The organism is Bradyrhizobium sp. 215_C5_N1_1 (genome assembly GCF_052075935.1).
Classification (GTDB): domain Bacteria; phylum Pseudomonadota; class Alphaproteobacteria; order Rhizobiales; family Xanthobacteraceae; genus Bradyrhizobium; species Bradyrhizobium barranii.
This window is the reverse complement of record NZ_CP197228.1, coordinates 2048875-2064917: the sequence shown is the minus strand read 5'-3', so window position 1 is coordinate 2064917 and position 16043 is coordinate 2048875. Positions and strand designations below refer to the sequence as shown.

Below are 16043 nucleotides of genomic sequence, written 5' to 3'. Positions count from 1 at the left end.
GGTCAAGCCGGGCGACGACAGCGGAGTGAGTGGCGCGAGCGCGCCCCTCTCACTCCCCGATCAGCGTCAGCCACTCGTCCTCAGTCAACACCTTGACGCCGTGCTTGTTGGCTTCCGCGAGCTTGGAGCCCGCGCCCGGGCCGGCGACGACGAGGTCGGTCTTCTTCGACACCGAGCCCGACACCTTCGCCCCGAGACGCTCCGCGGTCGCCTTGGCCTCGTCGCGCGTCATCTTCTCCAGCGATCCCGTGAACACCACCGTCTTGCCGGCGACGGCGGAGTTGCTCTTCGGCTTCTCGGCGTCGATGATCTCGACTTCCTTGGTCAGCCGCTCGACGATGCCGCGATTGTGGCTCTCGCCGAAATAGTCGGCGATGCTCTTGATCACGGTGTCGCCAATCTGATCCAGCGCGTCCATCTCGGCCATCGCCTCCTCGTCGCCCTTGGCGACCTTGAGACAGGCGTCGTGGAAGGCGTCCCACGAGCCATAGCCGCGTGCGAGCGCCAGCGCCGTGGTCTCGCCGACATGACGCATCCCGAGCGCATAGACGAAGCGCTCCAGCGCGATTCTGCGCCGGCTTTCGATGGCGCCGAACAGGTTGCGCACCGACGTTGCGCCGTAGCCCTCGATCTCCTCGAGCTTCAGCTTCGCATTGCGCTTCTCCAGCGTGAAGATGTCGGCGGGCTCCTTCACCCATCCCTCGTCGAAGAAATACTGGAGCTGCTTCTCGCCAAGACCGTCGATGTCGAAGGCGCGCCGCGACACGAACAGCTTGAGGTGCTCGATCTTCTGATAGGGACAGGCGAATTCGCCCGTGCAGCGGGCGCGCGAGCCCTCTTCGCCGGCCGCCGTCTCCTCGCGCGTGACGTCGGTGTGCAGCGGGCACGGGCACTTCGTCGGGAAGTGGAATTCCTTTGCGCTCTTCGGCCGCTTGTCGAGGACGACGTCGACCACCTGCGGGATGACGTCGCCGGCACGCTGGATCACGACGGTGTCGCCGATCCTGATATCGCGCCCCTCGCGCAGCACCTCGCCCTTGTTGCCGATGCCCTTGATGTAGTCCTCGTTGTGCAGGGTGACGTTCTGCACGATCACGCCGCCGACGCCGACCGGTTCGAGCTTGCCGACCGGCGTGAACGAGCCGGTGCGGCCGACCTGGATCTCGATGTCGCGCAGCACCGTCACGGCGCGCTCGGCCGGGAATTTGTGCGCGATGCCCCAGCGCGGCGTGCGTGAGACGAAGCCGAGCCGTTCCTGCCAGTCGATGCGGTCGACCTTGTAGACGACGCCGTCGATGTCGTAATCGAGCTTTGCGCGCTGCTCCTCGATCGACTGATGGAACGCGAGCAACTCCTCGACGGAATGACAGAGCCTGGTCAACGGATTGGTCTTGAAGCCGCAGCGCTCGAACCAGCCGATCATGCCGCTCTGCGTACCCTCCGGCATCGCGCTCATCTCGCCCCAGGCATAGGCGAAGAAGCCCAGGGGGCGCGAGGCGGTGATGGTCGGGTCCTTCTGCCGGAGCGAGCCTGCGGCCGAATTGCGCGGATTGGCGAACGGCGCCTCGCCGGCCTCGACCTGCTTCTTGTTGAGTGTCAGGAAGGCCCTCTTGGTCATGTAGACCTCGCCGCGCACCTCGCAGATGTCAGGGACGTTGCGGCCTTTCAGCTTCTGCGGCACGTCTTCGAGGGTGCGGATGTTGGCGGTGACGTCCTCGCCTTCGGCGCCATCACCGCGGGTCGCCGCGGTGACGAGCTCGCCGCCCTCGTAGCGCAGCGACATCGAGAGGCCGTCGATCTTCGGCTCGGCCGAGAAATCGACCTTGTCGTCGTCGAGCTTCAGGAAGCGCACGATGCGGCCGACGAAGTCGCGGACGTCCTCTTCGGCAAACGCGTTGTCGAGCGACAGCATCGGAACGGAATGCCGGACTTTCCTGAAGCGACCCGACGGTGCCGCGCCGACTTTCTGGGACGGCGACTCCGCGCTGACGAAATCCGGAAAGCGCTTTTCGATCGCGTTGAAGCGCTGGCGCAACGCGTCGTACTCGGCGTCGGTCACGGTGGGCGCGTCGTCTTGATAATAGCGCCTGTCGTGCTCTTCGAGTTCGAGTGCGAGCCGCATGTGCTCGACCTTGGCCTGCGCCTTGGTGAGGTCGGCGACGTCGCGAAGCGGCCTTGCTTTGGATTTTGCTGCTCTTGCCATGGTGCTTGGATACGACGGAGCGGGCGGGAGGGTAAAGGCGGTTGGTCTCGTGCCCCGGACGCTGCGCAGCGCGGAGCCGTGCGCTGCAGAGCCGGGGCCTGTGTGGCGGCATTCCGTGTCCCGGCTCGCGCTACGCGCATCCGGGACACAAAGTCTAACTCGCCGCCTTGAGCAGCCGATCGGCGGCCGCCCTCGCCTCGGCCGTGATCTCGGCGCCGGCGAGCATGCGGGCGATCTCCTCGCGGCGGTGGTCGGCGGCCAGCGCATTGACGCGGGTGGCGACGCGCTTGCCCTTGTCGAGGGCGTCCTTGGAGATCAGCAGATGCTGGCCGGCACGGGCGGCGACCTGCGGGGCGTGGGTCACGGCCATCACCTGCACCTTGCCGGCAAGCCGCGCCAGCCGTCCACCGATGGCGTCTGCGACCGCACCGCCGACCCCGGTGTCGATTTCGTCGAACACCAGCGTCGGCGCCGAGCCGCGGTCGGACAGCACGACCTTGAGCGCCAGCAGGAAGCGCGAGAGCTCGCCGCCGGAAGCGACCTTCATCATCGGACCCGGCTTGGTGCCGGGATTGGTCTGCACCCAGAACTCGACGCGGTCGAAACCTTGCGGGCCCGGCGCGGCCTCATCGGTCTCGACCTGCGTCATGAACTTGGCGCGTTCGAGCTTGAGCGGCGCGAGCTCGGCGTTGACCGCCTTGTTGAGCTTGTCCGCCGACTTCTGCCGCGCCATCGACAGTTTCTTGGCGGCAGCGGCATAGCGCGCGTCGGCCTCGATTGCCGCCTGCTCCAGCTTCTTCAACCGCGAAGCACCGGCATCGATCAGGACGACATCGGCGGCGTATTTGGCGGCAAGCGCGGCGAGGCCATCGACCGGCGTCGAATATTTGCGCGAGGCGGCGCGTAGCGCGAACAGCCGCTCCTCGATGCGCTCGAGCTCACCCGGATCGAAGTCGGTCGCGGCGAGCGCGGCCAGGAGATGCTGGTCGGCTTCCTCCAGCGCGTTGATCGCGGTGTCGATCGCCTTCACGGCGGGCTCGACCAGCGCCGGCGAGTTGACACCGCGCCGCTCCAGCCGGCGCACCGCGGCCGACAGGGAGGCGACCGGCGAATGATTGCCGCCGACGGCTTCCTGCGCCTCCCGCAAATCGGAGGCGATCTTCTCGCCCTGCATCATGGTTGTGCGGCGACCGGCGAGCGAGGTCTCCTCGCCTTCCTTGGGCGCGAGCTGCTTCAGCTCGTCGGAGGCGTGGCGCAGATAGTCGGCCTCGCGCGCGGCGCGCTCCATGGCGGCGCGGTGCTCTTCCAGCGCGGCGCTGGCCGTGCGGCGCGCGTCCCAGAGCGCTTCGACCGCGGTGACGTCCTTTTCGAGCCCGGCAAAGGCGTCGAGCAGGCGGCGGTGGGTGGCGGCATCGACCAGCGCGCGCTCGTCATGCTGGCCATGGATCTCGACCAGGGCACCACCGACCGCCTTCAGCGTCTGCACGCTGATCGACTGGTCGTTGATGAAGGCACGGGTGCGGCCGTCGGCGAGTTGCACCCGGCGGAGAATCATCTCGCCGGTATCATCCAGGCCGTTCTCGGCCAGAATCCTCGTCGCGGGGTGATTTTTGGGGATATCGAAGACGGCGGTGACTTGCCCCTGCTCCGCGCCATGGCGCACGAGCCCGGCGTCGCCGCGGCCGCCAAGCGCCAGTGCAAAGGCATCGAGCAGGATGGATTTGCCCGCACCGGTCTCACCGGTCAAAACCGCAAGTCCGGTGGCGAATTCGATATCGAGCCGCTCGATCAGGACGATGTCACGGATCGACAGACGCGCCAGCATGGAATCAAATTTCCTAGCCGAGACTATAGGCCTATCTTCTTGAAGGCCCTGCTCATCCAGGAACCCTGATTCTCGCTCGGCTCGAGACCCCCGGATTTTACAAGATTATAGGCGTCCTTGTACCAGCGGCTGTCAGGAAAATTGTGGCCAAGCACCGCGGCTGCGGTCTGCGCCTCGGCGACGATGCCGATCGTCATATAGGCCTCGGTGAGCCGGAACAGAGCCTCCTCGACATGGCGGGTGGTCTGGTACTGCGTGACGACGGCCTTGTAGCGGTTGATCGCGGCCGTGTAGTCGCGCTTCTGCATGTAATAGCGGCCGACATTCATCTCCTTGCCGGCGAGCTGGTCGCGCGCACCCTCGATCTTGGCCTTGGCCGAGGTCGCATATTCCGAGTTCGGATATTTGCGGTTCACCTCTTCCAGCGCGGCGATCGCCTTCTCGGTGCGGGCCTGGTCGCGGCTGATGTCCGGGATCTGATCGTAATGGGAGGCGGCGATCAGGTATTGCGCATAGGCCGCGTCCGGGCTGCCGGGATGCAGCGTGACGTAGCGGGTCGCGGCGCCGATGCAGCCGTCATAGTCGCCGCCCTGGTAGGAGGCATAGGCCGACATCAACAGCGATTTGCGGGCCCAGTCGGAATAAGGATGCTGGCGGTCGACCTCTTCGAACTTCTTGTTCGCCCCCTTCATGTCCTTCTTCTCGTTCATGAGGTACAGGCCCTCATTATAGATCTTGTCGGCGGGCTCCTCGGTGAAGGTGTCGTCCTTGGCGGTGAACTTGTCCCAGAGCGCGCCGGTGCCGCAGCCGGCCAGCGGCAGCGCGAGCACCAAGAAGGTGGCGGCTTGAAGCAGCCCGCGGACTCCAGGCGAGACCGAGAGATATCCGCGCGTCATACGCTGTGCCGACATGAATTTAAGCCCTGACGCCCTGTGATGCGGTGTCCGCCAGCCCATGAACCCCGTCATGGGCGCGAAATGTAGCCGTGGCGCCTGCCATGCGACCACGCCGTGTAACCGAAAAACGATCTCGAACCAACCGGATAGGCAGGCATTTCGCCCGGATTAAGGCGAACGCGCCGCAATCCTAGCCGATCATCGTTACCAGGAGTTTCCCGGGAGCCGCCGCCAAACGCCGGCGGCAACAGAACGCCAGTGGCGACAGGTCTCTTCAGGACACGTCCGGCCCGTAGGCTGCGGCGATCCGCCCGCCGACGATGCCGCGACCGACTTCGCCCACGGGACGCGTGGCGCGGCGGACCGCCTCGCCCTCGACCACCCGCCAGGCGGTACGGTCGGCGAGCAGCGCGGTCAGGACAGCGTGGTTGAGCTTGTGACCGCCACGCACCGAGCGGTAGGCGCCAAGCAGCGGCAGGCCGGCCAGCGCGAGATCACCGATCACGTCCAGCACCTTGTGGCGGGCGCATTCATCGGCGTAGCGCAGGCCCTCGGTGTTGAGCAGCCGCTCGTCGTCGAACACGACGGTATTGTCGAAGGAGGCGCCGAGTGCGTAACCCGCGCTCCAGAGCCGGGCAACGTCGCACATCAGGCCGAAAGTCCGGGCGCGACCGACTTCGCGGCGGAAGCGCTCCGGGCTCAGGTCGAAGCCGTAGCTCTGCTGGCCGATGACGGGATTGGTGAAGTCGATCTCGATATCAACGCGGAACCCGTTGGCGTAGGGCCGGATCTCGCCGAAGGAGTCACCGACCTTGGCCGAGATCGGCTTCAAAACCTGAATGAAGCGGCGCTGTGCCGGCTGGCTGACGATGCCGGCCTGGTCGATCGCGGCAATGAAGGCCGCGGCGCTGCCGTCCATGATCGGCACTTCCGGTCCGTCGATCTCGATGGTGGCGTTGTCGACGCCCATGCCCCGCAGCGCCGCAAGCACGTGCTCGGCGGTCGAAACCAACGGGCCGTCACGATCGCCGAGGACGGTGGCGAAGTCGGTCGCGATCACCTGGTCGGCGGTCGCCTGAATCTCACGGTCACTTCCCTCGAGGCCGGTGCGGACAAAAACAAACCCCGCATCGACGGGCGCAGGCCCAAGCGTGAGAGTGACGGGAAGCCCGGAATGAACGCCAACGCCGGCCACTGTGGCTTGCGCACGAAGCGTTGTTTGCCGGCTAAATTTCATCAGGAATCCGCCCCACTACGACCCACTGCGACTTATACTAGGCCCGCTTGGCCGGCCAGTGCCGACGGTTGCGAATCTCCGTATCCCCAAGTCACGGCAAACCATAGTCACAGCCTCAAACAGCGCCAACTCACGCTTTTTTACCGATTGTTACCCCAAACCTGCCGTATTCGCGCCAAGGCTTAACCAAATTGCGCCGGAGTTTGGGACCGTTATCGGCAGTTTTACTGAACCACCAAATGCGTAATTAATGATTTAAAATCAGTTGTTTGATGCCGCAATCCGGGCATGCACGGGACCAAAGGAAAGGTCCCGGCAAGCTTCCCGCCGGGACCTTTTTTCGTCAGCCCTATTGTAACAATCCTCAGGTCGCCTGACGCCTCAGGAAGGCCGGGATATCAAGATGGTCGTCACCCTGTGGCGCCGGCGCAACAGGCGCCGGGCGGCCATGCATGTCCAGGCCCTGAGGCGCAGGACGGCGGGCATACTCCGATACCGGCTCGCTCGCCGCGATCTGCTGCGCCACGCTCTTCTGGGGCCGGCGATCGGGCAGCGGCGGCATCGCGGGACCGGCGGTGCGGGCTGCGACCGGCGCCTCACTCTCCTCGTCGCGGCGGCCGAGGCCGACATTGGCGAGGCGCTGGAGCAACGACAGGCGGGTCTTCTGCGGGGTCTCTTCTTCAACCTCGCCGCGGGCCTGGCGAAGCTCGGCCTGGGCCGGCATCGGCAGTTCGTCGATACGCGGCATCCGCGGTGCACGGACCGGCCCACGCTCGGCCTGCGGCGGGATGAAGGTTTCCGGCGTCATCGGCTCCTGCATCGCGACCGGGGCCATGTCAGGCTCCGGAAACAGCGTCGGCTTCTGCGCGATCGGGCGTACCGTGACGTCGCCATAGGTCTGCATCGGCGCGGGCGCCTGCGGGACCTCGGCAACGGCAGCCGCGATGGCGGCCAGCGCGGCGCGCTCGACATTCGGACGCGGCGCGGTCGGGGCGGCGGCCGGGATCTGGGCTTCCAGCTTCTGGGCGCGCTCGGCCATGCGCTGATTGTCGGCGCGCAGACGCGCGGTCAGGTCGGCGAGACGGCTCTCGGCAGCGGCCGGAGCAGCGGGAGCCTGCTGCACCTGCTGGATCTGCTGCGGCGCCGCGTTCGCGACCGGGGCGCTGGTGGCCTGGGTGTTGCGGGCGATCGTTGCCTGCTCGATGCCGGTGGCGACGACCGAGACGCGGATCAGGCCGTCGAGCGCTTCGTCGAAGGTCGCGCCGACGATGATGTTGGCGTCCTGATCGACTTCCTCGCGGATGCGGGTCGCGGCTTCGTCAACCTCGAACAAGGTGAGGTCCTTGCCGCCGGTGATCGAGATGAGGAGGCCCTTGGCACCCTTCATCGAGCTATCGTCGATCAGCGGGTTGGCGATCGCGGCTTCAGCGGCGGTCAGCGCGCGCTTGTCACCCGAAGCTTCGCCGGTACCCATCATCGCCTTGCCCATCTCGCGCATGACGGCGCGAACGTCGGCGAAGTCGAGGTTGATCAGACCTTCCTTGACCATCAGGTCGGTGATGCAGGCAACGCCGGAGTAAAGCACCTGGTCGGCCATCGCGAAGGCGTCGGCGAAAGTGGTCTTCTCGTTGGCGACCCGGAACAGGTTCTGGTTCGGGATGATCAGGAGCGTGTCGACGACCTTGTGCAGCTCGTTGATGCCGGCCTCGGCGGTGCGCATGCGGCGGCCGCCCTCGAAGTGGAACGGCTTGGTCACGACGCCGACGGTGAGGATGCCCATGTCGCGCGCGGTCTTGGCGATGACGGGAGCAGCACCGGTGCCGGTGCCGCCGCCCATGCCGGCGGTGACGAACACCATGTTGGCGCCCGAGAGATGGTCGCGCAGTTCATCGATCACCTCTTCCGCCGCCGCCGCGCCGACGTTCGGCTGCGAACCCGCGCCGAGGCCTTGCGTGACCGCCGTGCCCATCTGCACGATGCGCTGCGCCTTCGACATCGTCAGCGCCTGCGCGTCGGTGTTGGCGACCACGAAGTCGACGCCCTGGAGGCCCGCCGTGATCATGTTGTTGACGGCGTTGCCACCGGCGCCACCGACGCCGAACACGGTGATCCGGGGCTTCAATTCGTGAATATCAGGAACATTGATGCTGATGGTCATGTTTGCCTCTCGATCACGCGCGCGTGGGTTCGCCCCGGCCGGCGGCCGCGGGAGTTGGTGAAATGCGAAGGTTGCGGAACCGGTTCATCAGAAGCCCTCGCGTAGCCATCGTCCGACCTTTCCAAAATAACCGCCCGTCCCTGTCTTGACCTGCTGCCGCGTATGCCGCGGTTCGACATGCTCGTGATGAACATATTGCGGGTAGACGAGGAGCCCGGCCGGCACCGCGAACGCGGCGTTCTTCGCCTCGTTGGGCAGCCGGCCGAAACCGAGCGGACGTCCGACCCGCACGGGCCGGCCGAGAATCTGTGTGCCGAGTTCGACGAGGCCGGTCAGCTGCGAGGCGCCGCCGGAGAGCACGACGCGGCCGTTGGGCTCTGAGGCGAAGGGCGAATCCTTCAGCTTGTCCCGAACCATTTCGAAGACTTCCTCGGCACGGTGCTTGACGATGTTGGCGATGGTGGCGCGGGAGACGATCTGCGGCAGATCCTGCTCGTCACCGGCTGTCGGTACAGACATCAGCTCACGCGAGTCCGATCCGCCGGTGATGACGGTCCCATATAACGTCTTGATTCGCTCGGCATCGGCAATGGTCGCGGAGAGTCCGCGCGCGAGATCCATCGTGATGTGTTGCCCGCCGACCGCAAAGCCCGCCGCATGCACGAAGCGGCCGCCGGAATAGACCGCGATGGTGGTGGTGCCCGCGCCCATCTCGACGACGGCGGCGCCGAGGTCGGCTTCGTCGTCGGTCAGCACCGACAGGCCGGCCACATAGGGGCTCGCCGCCATGGCTTCGACATTGATGTGGCAACGCTCCACCGCCAGCATCAGGTTACGGGCAACGGTGGCCTCGCAGGTGACGACGTTCATGTCGACGCCGAACTGATGCGCGACCATGCCACGCGGATCGCGGATGCCCTTGACGCCGTCGAGCGTATAGCCGACCGGCAGCGCGTGCAGCACGGTGCGGCCCTCGCCGGTGGCGTGGCGCATGCCGGTCGAGGTGACGCGGCTGACATCGGCGGGCGTCACCGCGCCGCCGCGGATGTCGGCCGCAGCTTCGACCAGCTGGCCGGAGAGCCGGCCGCCGGAGACCGACAGCAGCACGGACTCGACCCGCACCTTGGCCATCTTCTCCGCCAGCCCGACGGCCTGGCGTACCGCCTGCTCGCATTCGGCAAGATCGATCACCGCGCCGGCCTTCATGCCGCGCGACTGGATCTGGCTGTAACCGATCAGCTCCACCGCGTGGGTACGGTCGCGCAGGGCTTCGCTCGGCGCCGACGGCCTCAGCCGCGCAATCATGCAGGCGATCTTGCTGGTGCCGATATCGAGGCAGGCGACGATGCCGCCGCGCTTGTGCGGCATCGGGCGCGTCTTCGGGGTCTGGGTGCGATCAAGACCGGTCATGCGGCGTCCCCGGCCTTCTTTTTCTTCTTGTCCTTGAACAGGTCCTCGCGCGCCTTGGCGGCGTCGTCGGACAGCTGCACCACCAGGCGATCGGGCAGGCGCATGTCGACGGCGACGATGTCTCGGGAGAACAGCTTGTCCTCCTTGTCGAGCCTGGACAGCGTCGCGAGGGCGTTGCCGACGTCCTGCTCGGGCAGACGGATGTCGAGGCCATCCTTGAGCCTCAGGTTCCAGCGCCGCTCGCCGACATAGATCGCGGCCTTGGTCACCGAATTGATCTGCGGATAGCGCGCCAGCAGCGCCAGGAAATCGCGCGCCTGGGTGTCGGCGCCCTTGCCGACCACGAGCGGCAGCGACAGGAACCGGCGCGAGACGTAAGGCTCGAGCACCGCGCCGTCATCGGCGATGACGGAGAGCCGGCCGGCCTCTTGCCACAGCGCGAACGCCTGGCGCTCGGTGATGTCGATCATGAGCCGGCCCGGATAGAGCTTCAGCACGGTCGCATCCGCGATCCAGGGATTGGCCTTGAGCTTGTCGCGCACGACGTCGGCGTCGAGGAACAGCAGCGAGGAGCGGCCGCTGACCCCGCCGACCGCGAGGATCTCGTCCTGGCTGAGCTGCTTGCGGCCGTTGATCACGACAGAGGTAATGCGGAAGCCCGCGGAATTGGCCAGCGCGTTGCGGGTGTCGCTGACTGCCGCGATGAAATCCTGGAGGTGGCCGCCCCTGACGATGCCGAAGCCGCAGCTTCCGACCAGCAGCAGAACGGTCATGGTGATCCCGATCCGGCGCGGCGCATAGCGCTCGACCAGCGCGACCACGCGCGGCGGCGGCTCGCGCTCGACGACGGGCTTGGCTTTGGTCTTGGACCTGATCTTGTTCTGGGCGGCAGCGCGCTTCTCGTCGCGCTTGTCCTGCACCCACTCGCGCAGAAGCATGACCGCTCCGATAGCGGCCGCCTTCAGGTCAGCTTGGGGCCTCAGCGATCTCAGAAACGACCGAGTGAGGCTTCCTGCACCATCCATTGCACGAGCTCGTCAACAGTTAGCCCGCGACATCGCGCGGGTCCTGGCGAACATGACGTCTCGGACTTGCCGGGCCGGGTGCTGGTCTTCAGAAGAAGAAAACCTCTCCCCTTCAAAGCGTTCGCTGGAGGTGACATCACCCGCAACAGCCCACGCGCCGGCAGCCAAAGCGTCATATGCGCCGCCAGCGTTAACCTTCGGACGTCCTGGTAAACAAAAGGTAAACTTCGTTAACGCGGGATGCGTTTTGCCCAGGCGTGTGAGGCATTTATGCCGCGATGTCCGGCATTTTACCGGTTTTGGCTTCCAAAATCGGCCATTTCGCCGGTTCGGCCGTTAACCAGTCCTAATTATTTTCTTACGCCCCGCCCGGCGAGCTCGACCAGGCCGCGCAGGAAGTCGACGAACGCGATGCCTTCGGCTTTCAGCGCCTTTGGGTAGAGCGAGGACTTGGTCAACCCGGGCAGCGTGTTGGTCTCGAGATAGATCAGGCCCCTGTCGGAGACGATGAAGTCCGAGCGGGAATAGCCGGTGCAGGACATCGCGCGATGCGCCAGCATCGCCTGCTCCTTCAGCGCAGCGGTGATCTCGGGCGAAAAACGCCCGGGGCAGATCTCCTGGGTCGACTTCAGGAGATATTTTGCGGCGTAGTCGAAATTGCCCTCGCCCGGAATGATTTCGATCGGCGGCAGCGAGATGATCGAGCCGTCGGGGCGCTCCAGCACGCCGCAGGTCGCCTCGACGCCTGCGATGTAGGGCTCGATCACATAGTCTTCGTGCTTCGCGGCATTGCGGACCGCGACGAGATCCTGCTTCGCATTGACGAAGATCAGGCCGTAGCTCGAGCCGTCGCGCGCGGGCTTGGCGATCAGCCGGCCGTATTCGGCGAAGGCCTCGTCGATGTTCTCAAGCGCAACGTTTTCCGGCGGCGTCACGCCGCCGAGCGCGGCAAAATGCTTGGCCGCGATCTTGTCGAAGGCGAGATGCGAGGAGGCCGAGCCCGAGCCGGTGAAGGGCACGCCGCGCGCCTCGCACATCACCTGCAATTCGCCGTTCTCCGCGCGCCCGCCATGCAGGCCGAGCACCAGCACGCGGCCTTCCGTCTTGGCCTGGTCGAGCGCCTGCCCCAGCGGAATGCCCGATGTGCCGGGCTTGAACTCGTCCTCGAATGGACGGGCGTGTTCGAGCAGTTGCTTCGACTGCACGACATGCACCTTGTCCTCGACGTCCCACCACCAGAGATCGGCCTCGGGCAGCGCCTGATGTAACGCCTGGGCTGAGGCGACCGAAACCAGACGCTCCCGGTTGGAGCCGCCGAAGAGGATGGTGATGCGCATGTTCTCTCGTCGCCTGTCCAGGTTAGCCGGGAATTCCAATCCGCTTGATTTCCCAATGTAGCCCAATTCCGGAGTTTGCCTTCACCCGTTCGCGCACGGTCTCGCCCAGCGTCTCGATGTCGTGCGCGGTGGCATCGCCCGTGTTGATCAGGAAATTGCAGTGCATCTCCGAGACCTGCGCGCCGCCGACGCGCAGGCCGCGGCAGCCGGCGGCGTCGACCAGCTCCCAGGCGGAATGGCCGGGCGGGTTCTTGAAGGTCGAGCCGCCGGTCTTTTCGCGGATCGGCTGCGCGGTCTCGCGGTGGTTCTGCACCTCCGCCATGCGCGCGCGGATCGCATCAGTATCCCTGATCTCGCCGCGAAAGCGCGCGGAGGTGAAGATGATGGAGGGGTCGACGCCGCTGTTGCGGTAGACGAACTTCATGTCGGCGTTCGAGAACACGTGCTTGCTGCCGTCCCTTGCAACGCCGGTCGCCTCGATCAACACGTCCTTGGTCTCGCCGCCATTGGCGCCCGCATTCATGCGCAACGCACCGCCGATGGTGCCGGGAATACCGAAATAGAATTCGAGCCCGCCGATATTGGCGGAGGCCGCCACTTCCGCCACGCGCTTGTCGAGCGCGGCAGTTCCAGCGGTGACGACATCGCCGCTCGCGCTCGCCTCGCCAAAGGCGCGCGGCGCCAGCCGAATCACCACGCCCGCAATGCCACCGTCGCGCACGATCAGGTTGGAGCCGACGCCGACGACATAGACGGGAATGTCGGACGCAAGATGCGCGAGGAAGTAAGCGAGATCGTCCTCATCCGCCGGCGTGAACAGCACCTGCGCGGGACCACCGACGCGAAACCAGGTGAGCTCGGCGAGCGACTGGTTGGCGAGCAGTCGTCCGCGAAGTTGCGGCATTGCGGCTTTGAGCTCGGGTGTGATGTCGGGAAAGCTCATTGGACGTACGGAAGGTTTGGAAACCAGACACCACGATGAAGCATCGTGCCCATGTTTGGAACAACATGGTCTTGATCAAGTTCATCAATGCTTCGCACGTCCGTCCAGCTCTCGATCATCGGCTCTTCTATCGGTCGTCCCTTCAGAACCTGCCTTGCTTCGGCTAGAAGATACATCGCATCTTGCCAATCCCGAGCGGTGATACCGAAGCCACCGGGAACATCTCTTAGCTGCAGCCAGAGTACTCTCATCCGAGCGCCTTCAACTGGTCCGGCAGCGCATACGCCCATTGCGTGATGTTGCCGGCACCAAGACACACGACGAGATCGCCCGACTTCGCCAGGCCCTTGACGATACCTGCAAGCTCCGGCGCTGCCGGCAGCGGGATCACCTCGCGGTGGCCATGGGCGCGCAGGCCGGCTACGAAATGATCGCGGTCGATGCCGTCGATCGGCGCCTCGCCGGCGGCATAGACATCGGCGACAACAACCGCATCCGCATCGTTGAAGCAGGTGCAGAATTCCTCGAAAAGCGATTGCAGGCGGGTGTAGCGATGCGGCTGCACCACGGCGACGATCTTGCCGTTGGTGGATTCCCGCGCCGCCTTCAGCACTGCCGCGATCTCGACGGGGTGATGACCGTAATCGTCGATCACCGTGACGCCGTTCCACTCGCCGGTCTTGGTGAAGCGGCGCTTGACGCCGCCGAAGCCTGCGATCGCCTTGCGAATCGCCTCGTCCGACACGCCGAGTTCGCGCGCGACCGCAATCGCGGCCGTCGCGTTCGAGGCGTTGTGGCGTCCCGGCATCGGCAACATGAGATCGGCGATCTCGTGCACGGCGCCGGTCTTGCGATCACGAAACGCGACCTTGAACTTGGAGCCACCGCCCATCGGGGTGAGATCGACGAGCCGCACATCGGCCTGCGGATTCTCGCCATAGGTGATGATGCGGCGATCCTCGATCTTGCCGACGAGGCTCTGCACGACGGGATGGTCGATGCACATCACCGCGAAGCCGTAGAACGGCAGGTTCTCGACGAAATGCCGGAACGCGTCCTGCACCGCCTCGAAGGTCTTGAAGTGATCGAGATGCTCAGGGTCGACATTGGTGACGATCGCGACATCGGTCGGCAGCTTCAGGAACGTGCCATCGCTCTCGTCCGCTTCGACCACCATCCAGTCGCCGGCACCGAGGCGCGCATTCGAGCCATAGGCATTGATGATGCCGCCATTGATCACGGTGGGATCGAGGCCGCCGGCATCGAGCAGCGTTGCGACCATCGTGGTCGTGGTGGTCTTGCCATGGGTGCCGGCGATGGCGACGCAGCTCTTCAGCCGCATCAGCTCGGCCAGCATCTCGGCGCGGCGCACCACGGGAATGCGGCGTTCGCGCGCCGCCATCAGTTCCGGATTGTCGCGCTTGATCGCGGTGGAGACGACGACGACCGCAGCGCCGTCGACATTCTCGGCCTTGTGGCCGACCGAGACCTTTGCACCTGCCTTGCGCAGACGGTCGAGATTGTAATTGTCGGAGGCGTCCGAGCCCTGCACGACATAGCCGAGATTGACCAGCACCTCGGCGATGCCGCTCATGCCGATCCCGCCGATCCCGACGAAGTGGATGGGTCCGATCTCGCGCGGCAGTCTCATGCTCTGTTCCCTGACCTTGCCGCCGGAAAGGCGGCATCTGGCGAAGGTCACGGCCAAATCAGCCGCGCCGTTGTTACTGGATGCCCCGCTTTGGAAGGCCAAGACAAGGGCTTTTTCGCGTCAGATTCCCGCGACTTTGACCACCAGATCGGCCAACCGTTCGGCCGCATCGAGCCGCCCCGCCCCCTTCGCGGCTGCGGCCATGGAGGCAAGACGCGCGGGCTCGGCGGCGAAGGCGGAGATCTCGGCGGCGAGCCGGTCGGAGGTGAACTCGGTCTGCGGGATACGGATCGCGCCGTCGACCTTGGCCAGCACGCCGGCATTGGCGAACTGGTCCTGGTCGATCGAGCCGGGCAGCGGCACCAGGATCGAGGGCCGTCCGATCGCGGCGAGTTCGGCGACCGTGCCGGCGCCGGAGCGCGACACCACCAGATGGTTGGAGGCGAGCCGCGCCGGCAGATCGGTGAAGAACGGCGCGAGCCCGGCATTGATCTTGAGCTTGTCGTAGACCGCGCGCACGCGCGCCATGTCCTCGTCGCGCACCTGCTGGGTGAGGACGAGCCGGCTCCACAGCGCAGGCTCAAGGCGCTCGATCGCACCCGGGACGATGTCGGCCATGATGCGCGCGCCCTGGCTGCCGCCGACGACGAGCAGGCGCAGCGGTCCGTTCGCTTCAGGCGCGACATAGGGCACGGCGGCTGCGGCGAGGATCGCCGGACGCATCGGCGTGCCCACGGTTGTGGTCTTGCCTGCCAGCGCCGGATCGCGGTCGAGCACGCCGGGCAAGGACGTCGCGATGGCGCGGACGCGGCTCGACAGGAACCGGTTGGCGCGGCCGAGCACCGCATTGGCGTCGTGGATGATGCTAGGCACGCCCGCAAATTTCGCGGCGACCAGCGGCGGCAGCGTCGGATAGCCGCCGAAGCCGACGACGGCGACGGGCTTCAATCGCCTGATCAGGCCGTAGGCGGACAGCGTGCCTGCGGCGAGCGTGAGGCCGGCATAGGCGAGCTGCAATGGATTGCGGCCACGCGCGGTCTCGCTCGAGACGACGTCGATCATGTCCTTGCTGAACAGCCCGCTATAGCGCAGGGCCCGCTCGTCTGTGACGAGGCGGACGCGAAAGCCGCGCCGGATCAGCTCGACACCGAGCGCCTCGGCCGGAAACAAATGGCCGCCAGTGCCGCCCGCGGCGAGAAGAATCAGGGGGGAAGTGTCCATGGTAGCGGTATTTACAGGGAAAAAGCGCCTATTGCGAGCCGTGCTCGTGCCCCGGGCGCAGCGCAGCGCGCCGCACTTCGCGGCGTGGTGCGCTGCTGAACCGGGGCCCATGGGTGCGGCATTCTGGGTCCCGGCTC

General features: G+C 65.9%; 12 protein-coding genes. All 12 read right to left on the bottom strand.

The genetic code is table 11. The annotated features are described in order from the left end of the window. Nucleotides 1-49 precede the first annotated feature (49 nt). Nucleotides 50-2203: an NAD-dependent DNA ligase LigA gene (gene ligA, locus AB7G19_RS09695; protein WP_085399285.1), complete on the bottom strand. Its 2154-nt coding sequence runs from the start codon at nt 2201-2203 to the stop codon at nt 50-52. 154 nt (nt 2204-2357) lie between these two features. Next, nucleotides 2358-4028 (bottom strand): DNA repair protein RecN, encoded by a 1671-nt coding sequence (recN, locus tag AB7G19_RS09690; protein WP_085399284.1) that lies wholly within the window; start codon nt 4026-4028, stop codon nt 2358-2360. A 23-nt stretch (nt 4029-4051) separates the two neighbouring features. Continuing rightward, a complete protein-coding gene (locus tag AB7G19_RS09685) occupies nt 4052-4939 on the bottom strand; it encodes an outer membrane protein assembly factor BamD (protein WP_085399283.1) in 888 nt (295 codons plus the stop codon). 259 nt (nt 4940-5198) lie between these two features. Then, entirely contained in the window at nt 5199-6161 is a 963-nt protein-coding gene (gene lpxC / locus AB7G19_RS09680; protein WP_085399282.1) for a UDP-3-O-acyl-N-acetylglucosamine deacetylase, read from the bottom strand. Nucleotides 6162-6525: 364 nt separating this feature from the next. Further along, complete coding sequence (gene ftsZ, locus AB7G19_RS09675; protein ID WP_085399281.1) at nt 6526-8319, bottom strand: cell division protein FtsZ; 1794 nt, start codon at nt 8317-8319, stop codon at nt 6526-6528. A gap of 87 nt (nt 8320-8406) precedes the next feature. Beyond that, on the bottom strand, nt 8407-9729 hold the full coding sequence (ftsA, locus tag AB7G19_RS09670; RefSeq protein ID WP_071910400.1) for a cell division protein FtsA: 1323 nt from the start codon (nt 9727-9729) through the stop codon (nt 8407-8409). Then, on the bottom strand, nt 9726-10754 hold the full coding sequence (locus AB7G19_RS09665) for a cell division protein FtsQ/DivIB (RefSeq protein ID WP_085399280.1): 1029 nt from the start codon (nt 10752-10754) through the stop codon (nt 9726-9728). Before AB7G19_RS09665 ends, ftsA begins: the two co-directional genes overlap by 4 nt. Nucleotides 10755-11104: 350 nt before the next feature. Continuing rightward, nucleotides 11105-12091, bottom strand: coding sequence for a D-alanine--D-alanine ligase family protein (locus tag AB7G19_RS09660; protein ID WP_085399279.1), 987 nt, complete (start codon nt 12089-12091; stop codon nt 11105-11107). 22 nt (nt 12092-12113) lie between these two features. Then, on the bottom strand, nt 12114-13034 hold the full coding sequence (gene murB / locus AB7G19_RS09655; RefSeq protein ID WP_085399278.1) for a UDP-N-acetylmuramate dehydrogenase: 921 nt from the start codon (nt 13032-13034) through the stop codon (nt 12114-12116). Continuing rightward, nucleotides 13031-13285 (bottom strand): hypothetical protein, encoded by a 255-nt coding sequence (locus AB7G19_RS09650; RefSeq protein ID WP_135214113.1) that lies wholly within the window; start codon nt 13283-13285, stop codon nt 13031-13033. The genes murB and AB7G19_RS09650 overlap by 4 nt, the downstream gene beginning before the upstream one ends. After that, entirely contained in the window at nt 13282-14685 is a 1404-nt protein-coding gene (murC, locus tag AB7G19_RS09645) for a UDP-N-acetylmuramate--L-alanine ligase (RefSeq protein ID WP_085399289.1), read from the bottom strand. Before murC ends, AB7G19_RS09650 begins: the two co-directional genes overlap by 4 nt. A 120-nt stretch (nt 14686-14805) precedes the next feature. Further along, nucleotides 14806-15906, bottom strand: a complete 1101-nt coding sequence (gene murG, locus AB7G19_RS09640; protein ID WP_085399277.1) for an undecaprenyldiphospho-muramoylpentapeptide beta-N-acetylglucosaminyltransferase — start codon at nt 15904-15906, stop codon at nt 14806-14808. Nucleotides 15907-16043 lie beyond the last annotated feature (137 nt).

Excerpts from the sequence above, each read along its gene's own strand:
- murC (WP_085399289.1), bottom strand. The coding sequence starts at position 14,685 with ATGAGACTGCCGCGCGAGATCGGACCCATCCACTTCGTCGGGATCGGC.
- murB (WP_085399278.1), bottom strand. The coding sequence starts at position 13,034 with ATGAGCTTTCCCGACATCACACCCGAGCTCAAAGCCGCAATGCCGCAA.
- AB7G19_RS09685 (WP_085399283.1), bottom strand. The coding sequence starts at position 4,939 with ATGTCGGCACAGCGTATGACGCGCGGATATCTCTCGGTCTCGCCTGGA.
- ligA (WP_085399285.1), bottom strand. The coding sequence starts at position 2,203 with ATGGCAAGAGCAGCAAAATCCAAAGCAAGGCCGCTTCGCGACGTCGCC.
- recN (WP_085399284.1), bottom strand. The coding sequence starts at position 4,028 with ATGCTGGCGCGTCTGTCGATCCGTGACATCGTCCTGATCGAGCGGCTC.
- murG (WP_085399277.1), bottom strand. The coding sequence starts at position 15,906 with ATGGACACTTCCCCCCTGATTCTTCTCGCCGCGGGCGGCACTGGCGGC.
- AB7G19_RS09665 (WP_085399280.1), bottom strand. The coding sequence starts at position 10,754 with ATGGATGGTGCAGGAAGCCTCACTCGGTCGTTTCTGAGATCGCTGAGG.
- ftsA (WP_071910400.1), bottom strand. The coding sequence starts at position 9,729 with ATGACCGGTCTTGATCGCACCCAGACCCCGAAGACGCGCCCGATGCCG.
- ftsZ (WP_085399281.1), bottom strand. The coding sequence starts at position 8,319 with ATGACCATCAGCATCAATGTTCCTGATATTCACGAATTGAAGCCCCGG.
- AB7G19_RS09660 (WP_085399279.1), bottom strand. The coding sequence starts at position 12,091 with ATGCGCATCACCATCCTCTTCGGCGGCTCCAACCGGGAGCGTCTGGTT.
- lpxC (WP_085399282.1), bottom strand. The coding sequence starts at position 6,161 with ATGAAATTTAGCCGGCAAACAACGCTTCGTGCGCAAGCCACAGTGGCC.
- AB7G19_RS09650 (WP_135214113.1), bottom strand. The coding sequence starts at position 13,285 with ATGAGAGTACTCTGGCTGCAGCTAAGAGATGTTCCCGGTGGCTTCGGT.